Genomic DNA, 14118 nt, shown 5'->3' on the forward strand with positions numbered 1-14118 from the left:
GCACGACATCCTGAGCGCATTGCGGATCAGGATTTTTACGATGTTTGGACCTTTCAGATTGCACCCTGAGCTCGGGGGCGGGGTGATTGTGAATCCCAGCGAGGCCGCAATCTTCATCCAGCGGCTCAACCCGGCAGACAAAGGCAAGCCGCACTGGCGGCTCGCCATGAGCATGATCGAGACGGCAGCGAGTTCAGAGGAGCAGGAAGAGCGGGCGGCAAGCGCCTTCGCGACTGCGCTCAAGACCGAGATGTGGCTCGAGGATTGATCTCACCAACTGCCGAAGATGTTGGGAAAGAACGACTGTTGCGCCCACGCCTGGCGTTGCGCGTATTGCTGTCGGGGGTAGTCGTGGCGGGCGATCTTGCGCGGCTTGGGTTTCGGCTTTGAGGCGGTGGGCTTCAGCGGCGTGTCGATCTGCGCCATCGCCTCTACCCTCCGATCAGCCGTCGAGCTGGTTCCGTCATTCTTCGCCACATTCGCCGTGTTAACCGGCCTGGTTTCGGCTACGCGTGGCGGTGGGACAATGGTCGGCTGGGTGGTGTCGTAGACGATCGGGGCGTCAGCGACTCGGTTCGATGTAATCCGGATGGTGGTGCGATCGAATCCCGGCGCATTCGCCTGCATCGGCGCCGGTGCCTGCGGAGCATACGCGTTGATCGCGAACAAAACTGCGATCAGCGCCGCTCCGACATAGAGAAAGTAACGAAAAACAGGCATCTCACACCAAACAAAAAACGCGAAGGTCTACGAACACTGACGAGGAGAAGTTTCGGACATACGAAAATGCCCCGGGTATTCAAGTTGTCTCACAGATTTTTGTTCCTCGTGGTTAAGCCGCGCGCGTTCACTGCCGCGTGAGAATGCGCCGTTGACCATCATTCTTTAGACTTATGACGCCCGACGCACGGACGAGGTTCAATTGTGGCGACGGAAAACCCTGTGCAAGGCGCGAGAGAAATTGTGGCGGAGCGCTCCCGCTACACGCTTCGTTACAGCGACGCGACAAAAAGCTGCTTTTGTTTGAGGAAGTGACGTGCGCGTGGTCAAACGGTGGGCAGAGCGCATCGTCGGTCTGAAAACAGCGGCCGCAATGAGAGACGCTTAGATATCCGCGTTCGCTTATGGCGCGCGGCTGGCGGTCCTTCCCAAATTCACTTGAGGCCTGCGGAAGCCCATGGCAACCCATGCCACTATCAGCCTTCGCATGAACTTGGCGGAGTGGCGCTCGTAGGCAGACACGTCGCTCGGAATGGTCACGCCCGCGGGCCGCTCGCTTGTCATCATCCGCATCTCGAGCGGCGGTGCACCTTCCGGAATGCGATTGCGATAGATCGACAACCAGTGTCCCTTGGTGAAGTCGAGAAACATCGCCGAATGACAACATGTGGCAACGACACGACGCGTCGGAGAGCTCGGTTTGAGCCGGCGTTCTTCAAGATGCTCTTGTCCCGTCACGCAGTGAACGCGGTCTTTCCGGTAGAGGACAAAGCTCGTTCCTCCGTCTGCATCGAGCATCGGCGGCGCGGATGGCGCCTGCGCGATCTGCTGTCCGGCTTGCTGGCAGCTCGTGCAATAGCAGGCGCCGGTCAGGATCGGCGCGCCGGTTGCCTCGAACTTCACCTTGCCGCATTGGCATATCGCAGACAGATATTTGGGATTCTGGCTCATCATGTCCCCCCATTTCACGAGCCGCATTTACGACAGTTATTCTGTCGGCATTGTGAAATATCGGCAACGGGTCATTCGCTGCACTGCAGCTTTATTTGAAGGCGCGATGACATCAGCGCGTATATTTCGCGCGCTTTGTAAGCAATCCATTCATACGGTGTTGGCGAATGCATCGAGACGCGCAAACGTGAGCATGACATTTCATCGTGCGGCTTGGCGTACTGGAACAGGCGCGCTAGCATCATGATCTCTCGTGGACTTCTGCCACTACCTTCCTGGAGGGTCATATGGTGTCCATGCTTTCCCGCCGGCTTGGCTCGGCGGCCGTGACTGTTGCACTGACTTTTTCACCTCTGATTCTTTCTCTTTTCTTGATGTCCTCGCTCATGTCGACGAGTGTGGCCCAAGCCCAGCAGGCCTCTCCGCAAGCCGATCAGGCCAGTCGAGTGACGCTCTTCAACAATGTCAAAGTGTTCGACGGCAAGAGCGCATCCCTGTCCGGGCCGACCAACGTGCTGGTGCGTGGCAACCTGATCGAGAAAATCTCCACGGCGCCGATCGCGACGGACCGGATGGCGACCACCACCATCATCGACGGTGGCGGACGCACGCTGATGCCGGGGCTGATCGATGCGCACTGGCATGCGATGTTGATCAGGCTCAATCCGTTACAGTCGATCCATGGTGATGTCGGCTTCAGCAATATTGCGGCCGGTGCGGAAGCGACCGACACGCTGATGCGCGGCTTCACCACGGTGCGCGACGTCGGCGGGCCAGTGTTCGGTCTCAAGCAAGCCATTGACGCGGGCATCATCGAAGGTCCGCGCATCTTTCCGTCCGGTGCGATGATCACCATCACCAGTGGTCATGGCGATTTCCGCCAGATGTCCGATTTGCCGCGCACGATCGGCTCGCTCACTCGTATGGAGCAGATCGGCGGCGCCATGGTGGCGGACAGTCCTGATGAGGTGCGCAAGCGCGTGCGCGAACAATTGATGCAAGGCGCATCGCAGATCAAGCTGACCGCGGGCGGCGGGGTGTCGTCGCCGCACAGTCCGCTTGACGTCACCACCTTCACCGAGGAAGAACTGCGCGCGGCGGTGGAAGCCGCCAGCAACTGGGGCACTTACGTCACCACCCATGCGTTTACGCCGGAAGCGATCCAGCGCTCGGTAGCGGCAGGGGCAAAGTGCATCGAGCACGGCTTCCTGATGGATGAGGCGACCGCGAAGCTGCTCGCCGACAAAGACATTTGGCTCAGCCTGCAGCCGATCGCCGAGGAAATGGTGAACAACTTCCCCGAGGGCTCGGTTCAGCGCGTGAAAGCAGGCGTGGTGTTCCAGGGGATCGACAGGACGTATCAACTCGCCAAGAAATACAAACTGAAGACCGCGTTCGGCACCGACATCCTGTTCTCGCCCGCGTTGGCTCAGCGCCAGGGTGAATTACTCACCATGCTGGTGAAGTGGTACACGCCGGCTGAGACGCTCGCCATGGCCACCAGCACCAACGCGCAACTGCTGGCGATGTCGGGCAAGCGCAATCCTTATCCGGGCAAGCTTGGCGTGGTGGAAGAGGGCGCGCTGGCGGACCTGTTGCTGGTGGACGGCGATCCGTTGGCGAACATCAAGCTGATTACCGATCCCGCGAACAACTTCAAGGTCATCATGAAGGACGGCGCGATCTACAAGAACACGCTGAGCCGGTAACGCGTCACGCCGACACCGGGCAATGAGGCGTGGTGAATGTGGTGCCGGTCGCCGGCACCACATTGGTTTTAACAGAGCTGGGTTTCGATAATCCTGATCTCGATAAGTCCCGATCTCAGTGGACAGGCTTTGGCTGCGCATCGGGGCGATGGTGCGTTCCGAACCGTTCGACCATGGTCGCGCTGGCCTCATTGAGACCAATCACTTCGACCTGTGCACCGTGACGGCGCAGCTTGAGCACGATGTCGTCGAGCGCGCCGATGGCGGTGATGTCCCAGAAATGCGCCGCACTCACGTCGATTCGCACGCGCTCCGGCACTTCCGAATAGTCGAACGCATCGACAAAGCTGGTCGATGAGGCAAAAAACACCTGACCGGTGACCATGTAGGTGATCTGCTTGCCGTCCTCCGATCGCTCCGTCGAGATGCCGAGCAAGCGGGCGACCTTGGCCGCGAAGAAGATGCCGCTCAGCACGACACCTGTCAGAACACCGATGGACAGGTCACGGGTCGCGACCACCGCGATGACGGTCGCCAACATGACAACCGAGGAGCTCAGCGGATTCGACCGCAGGTTCGTGACCGAGGACCACTTGAAGGTACTGATCGAGACCATGATCATCACGGCGGTCAGCGCAGCCATCGGGATCTGCTTGACCCAATCGCTCATCGCAACGATCAGGAACAACAGGAAAGCTCCCGCGACGAATGTCGAAAATCGCGTGCGGGCGCCTGCGGTGACGTTGATCACGGACTGACCGATCATGGCGCAGCCGCCCATGCCGCCGATGAAGCCGGTAATGAAGTTGGCAATGCCCTGACCGACGCATTCGCGGTTCTTGTTGCTGCCGGTGTCGGTCATGTCATCCACGATCGTGGCGGTGAGCAGGCTCTCCAGCAACCCAACTGCGGCCATCGCCAGCGAATAGGGCAGGATGATCTTCAACGTTTCCAGGTTGAGCGGGACCTGTGGGATGGCAAAGAAGGGGAGCGTTGAGGGCAGTTCGCCCATGTCACCGACGGTACGCAGCTTGATGCCGGAGTAGATCGTGAAGGCAGTCAGAACGACAATGCTGACGAGAGCTGAAGGCACCTTCCGCGTGACGTAAGGAAAGAGATAGATGATCGCGAGCCCCGCGCCGACCATCGCATAAGTTTCCCAGCCAACATGGGTGAGTTGCGGCAACTGGGCCAGGAAGATCAGGATCGCAAGCGCGTTGACAAATCCGACCATCACCGAGCGTGAGACGAACTTCATCAGCAGGCCGAGACGGAGCACGCCGGCGGCGATCTGCAGCACGCCCATCAAGACCGTCGCCGCGAACAGATATTGCAGGCCGTGATCGCGGACCAGCGTCACCATCAGCACTGCAGTCGAGGCGGTAGCGGCGGAAATCATGGCCGGACGGCCGCCGACGATGGCGGTGACACAGGCAATGCTGAACGAGGCATAGAGGCCCACCTTCGGATCAACACCGGCGACGATGGCGAAGCCGATGGCTTCCGGGATGAGGGCGAGCGCAACAAGGACGCCTGACATGATTTCGGTAGGAATGTTCGTCAGCCACTCGCGGCGGACGGTTTGCAGGACTTTCATGTGTGAGAGACCAAACATGATCAGCGCAGCGCCGGGCTGCTGCCCGGTCGGCGAAAATATCGACAGATTGTCTTGCGATGCGCTGAGGGTTTCCGGGGGATAGGCGCCCGGCCGAGCCACCCGAAAAATCGGGTCCGACGAAGGCCTCTTCATAGCATGCTGCGCTGCAATATCAAGGCTTTAGGAGAATTTGAATCGAGACAAACATCCGATGACCGCCCAGCCGCTCGCGCCGTGGGTCAGGTGGACACGACGAGGTATTGTCCTGATCGGGGTTGGCTGGGTCCCGTGCTTGTTTCTTTGGAATCGATTCATTGAACATAGCGAAGTGATACACTTGAGCCTGATCATGGCACTGTTCTACTGGTTGATCGTCTTCCCGTGGATCTTGCTTCTGAGTGTGCTATTGCCGACGCATAAATTGCGCATCGTCGGCATGCCGTGGTTGTGCGTCGTTCAGTGTTTCCTTCCCTCGCAGTCGCCGCAGCCTCTCGGCAACATGACATCTTGGAATGCGCTGTGGCTTGGGCTTTGGCTGGTCACCTGCGTTGCCGTCACGCTTCTCGTTCCGCAACTCACCACGGTTGTTGCGTTCATTATCTTTGCGGTGAAGGATATGCGAAAGCGGTGGATGCGACGGCGCATGGGCCGTGCAAATTAGTCACACAAGCGAAGTTTGTGTGGGTGTTCGTGATGCGTTCGCAGGAGTTGATGAGGGCTGCCTCGCATCCGCCGTATGCCGGCTGCATCAATATCAGCATGGCTTCATCGGAGCTGGGGAAATGTGCTCCGCCATGAAGGAGGGCCGCCATGCCAGCATACAGTCTGCATCAGCAGCGTCACGCATCCCATCCGCCAATGATGGTGTGTCCGGGCTGCAACCGACTTCCGATGCAAATCAGGAACGTCGAACCGCACTGGAGTGCTGCAAAGCTCGACGTGGTATTTGAATGCCCCGAATGTTGCATCGAAGTGCGCGAGACCGTGGCCAAACAATAACAGTTCACGCCTCGCACCTTTACGCTTCGCCTGGGGCGATGCCGACACCGTAGTAATCAGCGCGGCCGGCCGATCTAAATTTCCGGGTGAGTTCGCCCGCGCGCTGGAATGCCTTTGTCGTATCACTCGCGGTGAGCGCCACGGTGGTGGTGATGTCGGTGAGGCTTCCGCCCGCCGATGCAGCCAGCACCGCGGAAATCATGGTGGGCTCGTCCGGCGCTTCGGCAATGATCAGCCAGTCGTAGTGTCCCAGCGTGAGATACCAGCCGATGAGCTGGCCACCAGCGGCAGCGAATAACTCCGCGACGGCTTCCGAGCGATCTTCAGGCTTTGCAGACATGCCGCGGATGGCGGCGGACGTGTAGCGGCCTTGCGAGATATAGATCGTCATGCGGATCTCCTCTGCGATTGCGCTTACGTGATGACTCCCTTCCAACATGGCGTCGCGCGGCTTAAGCTCAAGTGATATTTGATTGCTGATCCCATCATGGTGGAGTCCGACCATGTGGAAATCTTCGCGGTCTCGATCAGTTGAATTCGCTGTTCTTTCGTTGTTCGCAGCTGGCGTGCTCGCTCCATCCGTCGCGGCGGCGCAGGAGACATCATCAACACGGGATGCGCTCGTAGCAGTCACCGTTCACGCACCGGATGCATTCTACGATCCGCCAAGTGAGCGTCCGGATAAGCCGGGTGTGCTGTTGCGCAGCGAGCCGCTGAAGAATGTGACGTTACCGTATGGCCTGCGGGGCTGGCGGATTCTTTACACGACCACCATCGACGACAATACGCCGGCGACCGCCGTCGCCACCGTGTTCGCGCCAGCCAATGCGCCGGCGGGGCCGCGTCCCGTCATCATGTGGGAGCATGGCACCACGGGTTTGCTGCAGAAATGCATGCCATCGCTCGTCTCAGCGCCGACCTCGGGCATTCCTGCGCTCGATCATGTCGCGCGGGCCGGATGGGTGGTTGTCGCGACCGATTATTCTTTCGCGGAGAGGGGTGGTCCGCATCCCTACATGATTGGTGAAGGTGAAGCGCGTGCCGGGCTCGACTCCGTTCGCGCGGCGCGGCAGATGCAGGATTTGAATTTGGATCCGCACACGGTGGTGTGGGGCCACTCGCAGGGCGGACACGCCGCGCTGTGGACCGGCATCGTCGGTCCACGTTATGCGCCGGATGTGGAGATCGCAGGCGTTGCCGCTATCGCCCCGCCGGGCAACATGCTCGATGTCCTGAACATGAACCTTCCGCTCGACAAGCGGCTCGGGCCTTATCTGGCGATGGCCTACAGCCGCTTTTATCCGGACATCACATTCGACGACGCGATCCTTCCCGAGGCGCGGACTGCAGCACGCGAGATGGCGGGGCTCTGTGGTTTTCTTCCGCCGGAGGATCCGCTCCGGATCACAGCGCTTGCTGGATCGTTCGATGGCCGCGCGCTGAACATCAGGATCAATAAGGCGCTGGACGCACGGCTGGCGCAGAACACCGCGAAGGATCTGATCGCGGCGCCGCTCTTGATCGCGCAAGGACTCTCCGATGTGGTGGTGCTGCCGGAGGCGACGAAGACGTATGTCGATCAGCGTTGCGCGGCCGGCCAGCAGCTCGACTACTGGACGTTCATGGGTATCGATCACGGTCTGATCATCCAGCCGGGCTCGCCGCTGGAGGCGCCGCTGGTCGCGTGGACCATCGCGCGCTTCGCCGACGATATGCAGCTTCCCGGCTGCGCGCGGACCGCGTTTTGAAATGCCTAGGCCGGCGTGATGTTGTGATTCACACGGAACAGGTTGAGCGGATCATACTGCTTCTTGATCGCGGCCAACCGGGCATAGCGCTCCGCGCCGTAGATCGCGCGCAGTTCCTCGGACGTTGTGCCCTGCTGTGGGCTGAGCAGGTTCGGCGCCGTCTCGTCCTGTGCCCACGGTGCCATTGCGTCGATCAAGGTTGTGAGTTGCTTCTCGAATGCCAGAGCGAGATCGGGATGGCTGCCACCCACGCCGAGCAGCGACCAGCGCGCGGTCCGGCCAGGGACAGCGTCCGGCACAACAGGCAGACGTTCCAGCGCACCGCCGAGCGGCCGCAGCACTGCGAAGCTGAGGTCAGTGTGTGCATTGGGACCGAGCAGAGCAAGCAAGGCGTCGGCAGCCTCGGAAGGAAAGCTGCGCAGCATGACGGAGCGCTCGACCCATGGCACCGGCGCACGCGGCTCCGTGAACATCGAACCGGCATCGCGGTACGGCAATTCGGCAATCGTATCGAGCAGCGCAGGTGCAATGGCGCGCATCGGAGCCAGAACGCCGTCCGCTTCCGCCGGCGAGCGAAGCGAGGAGAAGCGCATGTGCATCACGAACTTGTCCCGCAGCAGCTCCGGCACGTCGGGCAGCGGGGGCAGGCGCAGGAAAGCCATGGACGAACTCATTTCTCTCGGCAGGTTGACGACCCATTCCCGCCAACGGTGCAGCACTTGTCCTGCATGTTCGCCCGCGAAGAACAGACCGCCGCCGTAAAAGCGCCTGATCGGGAACAGCGTGAACTCCAGCGCGGTGACCACGCCGAAGTTGCCCTTGCCGCCGCGCAGCGCCCAGAACAGATCCGAATTGGATAGGGGCGTGACCTGCCGCAGCTCGCCGTCCGCCGTAACGATCTCGATTGCCTGGATGTGGTCGGACGCATAGCCGTGGGTGCGGCCGAGGATCGGGCTTGCTCCGCCGCCGAGGTGATAGCCGACCACGCCGACAGTCGGAGACGTCCCGCTCACCGGAGCGAGGCCGAACTTGTCAGCCCTGTCGAGGACCTGTTGCCAGCGGGCGCCGCCTTCGACTCGCGCGAGATGCCGCGCGGGATTGATGTGGACGGCGTTCATCCGCGACATGTTGATCAGCACCGCGCCCTTCGCGGAGCCCACCATCTGATGTCCCGTCGCAAGCACTGCGATCGGCAATTCCCGTCCCGCGGCGAAACGCACCGCGGCTTGCACGTCCGCCGCGCAGATCGCGCCGACGGCCACAGCGGGGTGCAGGGGCGTCATCAAATTGAAAGTGGCGCATTCGGTCTGGAAGTCGGGGTCGTCGGGCATCAACACAAGACCGGCCACACGTTTTACGAGACCGGCAGTTTCGGCGTGACTCAGCACGGCCGTATCGGACGCGTTCATTCAAGTTAATCCTGCGAGATCGTGATGGCGGGATGTGTCTTTCGACACACTGATCACATCATTTCGCGCGAGATTCTTTGCGGGAAGGGTCCGGCTTCGCGAATGGGTATCGCGACAGTCCCGATTTTCTCGTCTTGTCTTCCTTGTAAGATAAATTGACGAGCACGGTCCAATCAAACGGGTGTGAATCGAATGTCATCGCAAGTGACGATGATTTTGCAAGGCGTGATGAGGTGCGCGCGCTGCTTGCCGTGCAAGACAGAAAAACAGCCCGACATGCAAATCTAGCAGTTTGCAGGAGAGTGGAAATTCAGCCCTTCGCGGTAGCGACGGAATTGCGCACCAACCCATGACAGAATTGGTTCGACGAAGCTTCAGGAGGCGTTTTCAAGGCGGCAGCTTCGTCAACGAGACGTTTTTAGTGAACCATCTCTCTCCACAGAGGTTGCTTTGGGTTCTGTCAGAAGACGAGAGCCGGCGCTTGCCGAAGCCCTCACCACCGTACCTTTTGGAGGACATACCATGACCGAGATCCGGCTGGCCTCGCTGCAGGGCGGGGCGATTGCGCTTGGAAGCGATACCATAGCTGCGTTTCGCCAAACGTTACGGGGCAGCCTCAGCCTGCCTCAGGAACCGGGCTACGATGAAGCGCGCACGATCTGGAATGCGATGATCGACCGCCACCCGGGCGCGGTCGTTCGTTGCCGCGGCGCCGCGGATATCGCTCGCGCCGTCCGGTTCGCGCGTGAGCATGGTCTTATCCTCGCGGTGCGTGGCGGCGGCCACAACATCGCCGGGAATGCTGTCTGTGAAGACGGGCTCCTCATCGACCTATCCCAGATGCGCTCAGTCAGAATAGATCCCGTTGTCCGCTCCGCACGGGTGGAACCGGGTGCGACGCTTGCGGACTTCGACAGAGAGGCGCAGGCCTTCGGACTTGCCACTCCGCTCGGGATCAACTCGACCACCGGTGTGGCAGGACTCACTCTGGGCGGCGGGTTCGGATGGCTCAGCCGCAAGTTCGGGCTTGCCTGCGATAACCTCATTTCGGCCGATGTGATCACGGCCGAAGGCGAGCTCCTGCAAGCGAGTGCGACCGAGAACTCGGATCTGTTCTGGGCGTTGCATGGGGGCGGCGGCAATTTCGGTGTGGTGAGCTCATTCGAGTTTCGCCAGCATTCCGTCGGCCCGATGGTTCTATCCGGGCTGATTGTGCATCCCTTTGCCCGGGCAAAGGAGATCCTCGCAGGCTATCGCGAGGTTGCCGCCAGAGCGCCCGACGAACTGACGGTGTGGGTCGTGCTCAGACAAGCGCCGCCTCTGCCATTCTTGCCACCCGAAGTTCACGGGAAGGAAGTCCTCGTCTTCGCAGTCTGCTACACAGATGATGAAGCCAGCGGTAACCGGGCATTGGAGCCGCTTCGCGCATTGGGACAGCCGATCGCCGACGTCATCGGCATGCAGCCCTACGCCGCCTGGCAGAGCGCGTTCGACCCGTTGCTTACGCCGGGCGCCTACAATTACTGGAAGTCGCACAATTTCGTTGAGCTCAGCGATGACCTGTTCGGAATCCTCACAAGCTACGCCGCGCGACTTCCAACGCCGGAGTGCGAGGTTTTCATTGGCCAGGTCGGCGGCGCCATCAACCGCGTGGCTGTCGACGCCACGGCCTATCCCCATCGCGGTGCGAATTTTGTCATGAACGTTCATACGCGGTGGCGGGACCGGGCCGACGAGCGGCGCTCGATCGACTGGGCGCGGCAGCTGTTTACCGAGACGGCGCCGCACGCAACCGGTGGCGTCTATGTCAACTTCATGCCTGAGGATGAAACGGAGCGTGTGCCCAGCGCCTATGGCGCGAATTACAGTCGTCTCGCGGCGTTGAAGGTCAAGTACGATCCGGGCAACCTGTTCCGCTTGAACCAGAACGTCCAGCCTGCTGCAGAGCGGCCTGCAGCCTAGACCGCAGACGAATGTCGCGGATGGCTTTCTCTCTCTGCCACGCTCGCCATGTCGAACGCATTGCACGTTGAGTTCACCAGGGCGCGGAGCGCGATTTCCTTGTCTATCGGCAACAGCCCGCGGGTGATGATGATCTCGCAGTAAGTGGTGAGGCGGGCCACCGCGAGGCGCTGGTCGGAGGTGTTTGTCGTGACAGAGGCCTCCATGGTCATGCCGCCTCATGCTTGCGCAGATCGCGCGCGTGATCGAAGCGTGCGGCTTGCCGGTCGATCGGCTCCGACGGCTCGTCCCACACACCCGCTTCGCGCAGCAGCTCTTCGGTGACGTCGTTGCAGATGTTCTCCGCCGGATTGCATTCGAGGATCGTCATCACGTCACCCCACTGGCCGGAGGTGATGTCCGCCACGGTGGTCTTGCGGTCGGCGTCGTTGACGCTGCGCTCCACCCAGGCGATGCCGGCTTTGCCGAAATCCGCCAGCACGAAGTAAGTGAACACGTCCCGCGCTGCGCGCTGGGGCCGAGGCATCAGGCGATCTCCCGCTGGATGTTGCAGGGGGATGAAGCGCGGGTGGTGGGGGGCAGACGTCTCTCCCGAATGCGTCTCGTCTGAAAGGTGATCATCCTGGTTCTCTCCGTCTCTCGCTCAATTCATCCTCGGCGCCGCGTCGCGATCCTGTAAGTGGTAGAGTAGAAGATTTTCTACTTTCACGTGGAGCGTTTCCCATCCTGTTTTCACAGCTTAATGTTCTTGATTTGTTCCTTTGATCGAGTCACGTTATCGGGCAAGCAGGGAGACGTGCTCAATGACATCTGTGACTTATTTTGTGGCCCAGCCGTTTGAATTCACCAGCGCGGGCCGGCTGGTGGCCGGTGCCCCCCAACAAGTTCAAACCGCATCGGAAGCCGTGCGCCGCGCCGAATACATGGCGCGCAAGGGCGGTGCCATTGCGTTTAGCCGCACCGGCGATCTTTCCTCCGGCGATTTCGACGACGCGGTGATCCTGAAGTCATTCGGCCAGGTGCCGGAGGAGGTGTAGAGGAGTAGGTTATAGCGCGGCACGGCAAGGTTTTATCGACTCGGAGAACTTCCGGGCTTGCGAGATGCCGACGCTGGTGTTGGAGGTCGAAAGTGGCCAAGAAACTGCTGCCGATGCATCCGGGCGAAGTCCTGCGGGAAGAATTTCTGAAGCCGCTGAACATGGCGCCGGGCCGGTTGGCGAAAGTGTGCGGTCTGCCGCGCACGCGCATTGAGCGCATTGCGAGTGAAGGCACCGGCATCACCGCCGACACAGCGCTGCGGCTCGGAAAAGCGTTCGATACCTCAGCGCAACTGTGGCTGAATCTGCAAAATCGTTACGACGTGCAAGTGGCCGAACGAAAGATCGGCAAGACGCTCGACAAGATCGAGAACGTGGTTGCGGCGGCGTCCAGAGGCAAAGGCCGCGGCGTAGACTTTTAAGAAAAATCGCCGCGGTTCTCCGTCGCTGAAATACCCGAATGGGTTAGTTGTCCGCCTCCGGGAACTTGGTCAACGTGACTGGCCTAACCAACGAAAGGCGGCCATCATGTTCACGCGACGCCTGTTTACCGCAGGCTCTCTGCTTGCGGCCCCGTTGTTGATCCGCGATCCACTGCATGCGCAGCTGTCCGAGATGCCTCCGGTCGCGCAATCCGAAGCCGAGCAGATCGCCATCGACGCCTACATTTACGGCTATTCGCTGATCACCACCGAAGTCACGCGCGTGCAGATGACCAACGTGGAGAAAGCCGAGACGCTGCGCTCGCCGATGGGACAGTTCACCAATGTGCGGCGCTATCCGCCGGGTGATTATCGCGGCGTGTCCGCCCCGAACGCCGATACGCTTTATTCGCTGGTGTGGCTCGATGTCGGCCCCGAGCCGGTGGTGTTCTCTCACCCGGACATGGGCAAGCGCTTCTATCTGTTTCCGATGTACAGTCTCTGGATGCCCGTGTTTGCGGTGCCGAGCCGGCGCACTGCGGGCGGTGCCGCGGCGACGTATCTGCTCACCGGCCCGGGGTGGAAGGGCAAAGTGCCCTCGGGCATGCAGCACATCAAATCGCCGACGCGCTACTTCGTCATTCTCGGGCGGACTTACGCCGACGGCAGCGATGCGGATTTCAAGGCGGTGAATGCGTTGCAGGATAAATATGCGGTGGTGCCGCTCAGTGCTTACGGCAAGCCGTACACGCCGCCGCCTGCCAAGGTCGATCCAAATCCCGGCTTCAGCATGACCGACAAGCCGCAGGCGGTGATCGACGCCATGGATACGCAGGCTTACTTCAACATGATGACGCGGCTGATGGGCGAGGCCGCGCCGCCTGCACCCGAAGACGCACCGATGGTGGCTCGCATGGCGAAGATCGGCCTCGTGCCGGGCAAGTCGTTCGATATGTCGAAGCTCGATGCGGTGACGCAGGCTTCACTGAAGGATGTGCCGAAGAAAGCATGGGCAAAGATCGCCGCCGCGCAAACGGAGTCCGGCTACCTCCGCAACGGCTGGCATATTCCGAGCGCTGCGGGCGCTTACGGCACGAACTATCTGGCGCGTGCGCTGGTCGCGGCGTTCGGCTGGCCTGCAAATCTCGCGGCGGATGCTGTCTATCCATATGCCATGCAGGACGGCGCGGGACGGCGGCTTTCAGGCGCGAACAAATACACACTGACCTTTGCGAAGGGGCAGACGCCGCCGGTGGAAGGCTTCTGGTCCATCACCATGTACATCATCGATGGCGGGTGGTGGTTCAATCCCAATCCGCTCAACAAGTTCACGGTGAGCCCGCGCGACAAGCCGGTGCCCAATCCGGATGGCTCGCTGACGCTGTACTTCCAGAATGAATCGCCGGGGAAGGACAAGGAGGCCAACTGGCTGCCCGCCCCGAAAGGCGATTTCCTAGTGATGATGCGGATGTATTGGCCGCGTTCGAAACCGCCGTCAATCCTGCCGCCGGGATCGGGCACGTGGGAACCGCCGCCGGTGATGCAGGCTGATCGCGCGACATGA

Annotated in this window: 15 protein-coding genes and 1 other annotated feature; of the genes, 8 read left to right on the plus strand and 7 right to left on the minus strand. The window is 60.8% G+C overall.

Annotated features, from left to right (window positions below):
• The first annotated feature begins 40 nt into the window (after positions 1 to 40).
• Positions 41 to 268 carry a hypothetical protein gene (locus tag ACP0KA_RS18945; RefSeq protein ID WP_424630274.1) on the plus strand — a complete coding sequence of 76 codons (228 nt, stop codon included), beginning with the start codon at positions 41 to 43 and terminating at the stop codon, positions 266 to 268.
• Between the two features lie 2 nt (positions 269 to 270).
• On the opposite strand, the gene ACP0KA_RS18950 is transcribed toward ACP0KA_RS18945, so the two are convergent.
• Both ACP0KA_RS18950 and ACP0KA_RS18955 read right to left on the minus strand, forming a co-directional pair.
• Positions 271 to 720, minus strand: coding sequence for a hypothetical protein (locus ACP0KA_RS18950; RefSeq protein WP_424630275.1), 450 nt, complete (start codon positions 718 to 720; stop codon positions 271 to 273).
• A 402-nt stretch (positions 721 to 1122) separates the two neighbouring features.
• Positions 1123 to 1671, minus strand: a complete 549-nt coding sequence (locus ACP0KA_RS18955; RefSeq protein WP_424630276.1) for a GFA family protein — start codon at positions 1669 to 1671, stop codon at positions 1123 to 1125.
• 386 nt (positions 1672 to 2057) lie between these two features.
• Between ACP0KA_RS18955 and ACP0KA_RS18960 the strand changes: the two genes are divergently transcribed.
• Complete coding sequence (locus tag ACP0KA_RS18960) at positions 2058 to 3380, plus strand: amidohydrolase family protein (RefSeq protein ID WP_424630277.1); 1323 nt, start codon at positions 2058 to 2060, stop codon at positions 3378 to 3380.
• 115 nt (positions 3381 to 3495) lie between these two features.
• On the opposite strand, the gene ACP0KA_RS18965 is transcribed toward ACP0KA_RS18960, so the two are convergent.
• Positions 3496 to 4977, minus strand: coding sequence for a SulP family inorganic anion transporter (locus ACP0KA_RS18965; protein WP_424631657.1), 1482 nt, complete (start codon positions 4975 to 4977; stop codon positions 3496 to 3498).
• An 86-nt stretch (positions 4978 to 5063) separates the two neighbouring features.
• Positions 5064 to 5116 (minus strand) — a sequence feature (sul1 is cis-regulatory element that is thought to sense ions involved in sulfur or methionine metabolism; They are found in Alphaproteobacteria).
• A gap of 210 nt (positions 5117 to 5326) precedes the next feature.
• Between ACP0KA_RS18965 and ACP0KA_RS18970 the strand changes: the two genes are divergently transcribed.
• Positions 5327 to 5638, plus strand: coding sequence for a hypothetical protein (locus ACP0KA_RS18970; RefSeq protein WP_424630278.1), 312 nt, complete (start codon positions 5327 to 5329; stop codon positions 5636 to 5638).
• Between the two features lie 357 nt (positions 5639 to 5995).
• Here ACP0KA_RS18970 and ACP0KA_RS18975 read toward each other — a convergent pair whose 3' ends face one another.
• Entirely contained in the window at positions 5996 to 6367 is a 372-nt protein-coding gene (locus tag ACP0KA_RS18975) for a GYD domain-containing protein (RefSeq protein ID WP_424630279.1), read from the minus strand.
• A 112-nt stretch (positions 6368 to 6479) separates the two neighbouring features.
• On the opposite strand from ACP0KA_RS18975, the gene ACP0KA_RS18980 reads away from it, so the two are divergent.
• Positions 6480 to 7724 carry an alpha/beta hydrolase gene (locus ACP0KA_RS18980; RefSeq protein ID WP_424630280.1) on the plus strand — a complete coding sequence of 415 codons (1245 nt, stop codon included), beginning with the start codon at positions 6480 to 6482 and terminating at the stop codon, positions 7722 to 7724.
• Positions 7725 to 7729: 5 nt separating this feature from the next.
• Here ACP0KA_RS18980 and ACP0KA_RS18985 read toward each other — a convergent pair whose 3' ends face one another.
• On the minus strand, positions 7730 to 9133 hold the full coding sequence (locus tag ACP0KA_RS18985; RefSeq protein WP_424630281.1) for an FAD-binding oxidoreductase: 1404 nt from the start codon (positions 9131 to 9133) through the stop codon (positions 7730 to 7732).
• Positions 9134 to 9655: 522 nt separating this feature from the next.
• Here ACP0KA_RS18985 and ACP0KA_RS18990 point away from each other — a divergent pair.
• Positions 9656 to 11095 carry an FAD-binding oxidoreductase gene (locus ACP0KA_RS18990; protein WP_424630282.1) on the plus strand — a complete coding sequence of 480 codons (1440 nt, stop codon included), beginning with the start codon at positions 9656 to 9658 and terminating at the stop codon, positions 11093 to 11095.
• Here ACP0KA_RS18990 and ACP0KA_RS18995 read toward each other — a convergent pair.
• Complete coding sequence (locus ACP0KA_RS18995; protein ID WP_424630283.1) at positions 11092 to 11307, minus strand: hypothetical protein; 216 nt, start codon at positions 11305 to 11307, stop codon at positions 11092 to 11094. The genes ACP0KA_RS18990 and ACP0KA_RS18995 overlap by 4 nt on opposite strands.
• Positions 11304 to 11621: a hypothetical protein gene (locus tag ACP0KA_RS19000; protein WP_424630284.1), complete on the minus strand. Its 318-nt coding sequence runs from the start codon at positions 11619 to 11621 to the stop codon at positions 11304 to 11306. The genes ACP0KA_RS18995 and ACP0KA_RS19000 overlap by 4 nt, the downstream gene beginning before the upstream one ends.
• A gap of 277 nt (positions 11622 to 11898) precedes the next feature.
• Here ACP0KA_RS19000 and ACP0KA_RS19005 point away from each other — a divergent pair, with 277 nt between their 5' ends.
• From ACP0KA_RS19005 to ACP0KA_RS19015, 3 genes are all read left to right on the plus strand, one after another.
• On the plus strand, positions 11899 to 12132 hold the full coding sequence (locus ACP0KA_RS19005; protein ID WP_424630285.1) for a hypothetical protein: 234 nt from the start codon (positions 11899 to 11901) through the stop codon (positions 12130 to 12132).
• A gap of 92 nt (positions 12133 to 12224) precedes the next feature.
• A complete protein-coding gene (locus ACP0KA_RS19010) occupies positions 12225 to 12554 on the plus strand; it encodes a HigA family addiction module antitoxin (RefSeq protein ID WP_424630286.1) in 330 nt (109 codons plus the stop codon).
• A gap of 106 nt (positions 12555 to 12660) precedes the next feature.
• Positions 12661 to 14118 carry a DUF1254 domain-containing protein gene (locus tag ACP0KA_RS19015; RefSeq protein WP_424630287.1) on the plus strand — a complete coding sequence of 486 codons (1458 nt, stop codon included), beginning with the start codon at positions 12661 to 12663 and terminating at the stop codon, positions 14116 to 14118.

The organism is Bradyrhizobium sp. SYSU BS000235, assembly GCF_049747295.1.
In the GTDB taxonomy this organism is placed as follows: domain Bacteria; phylum Pseudomonadota; class Alphaproteobacteria; order Rhizobiales; family Xanthobacteraceae; genus Afipia.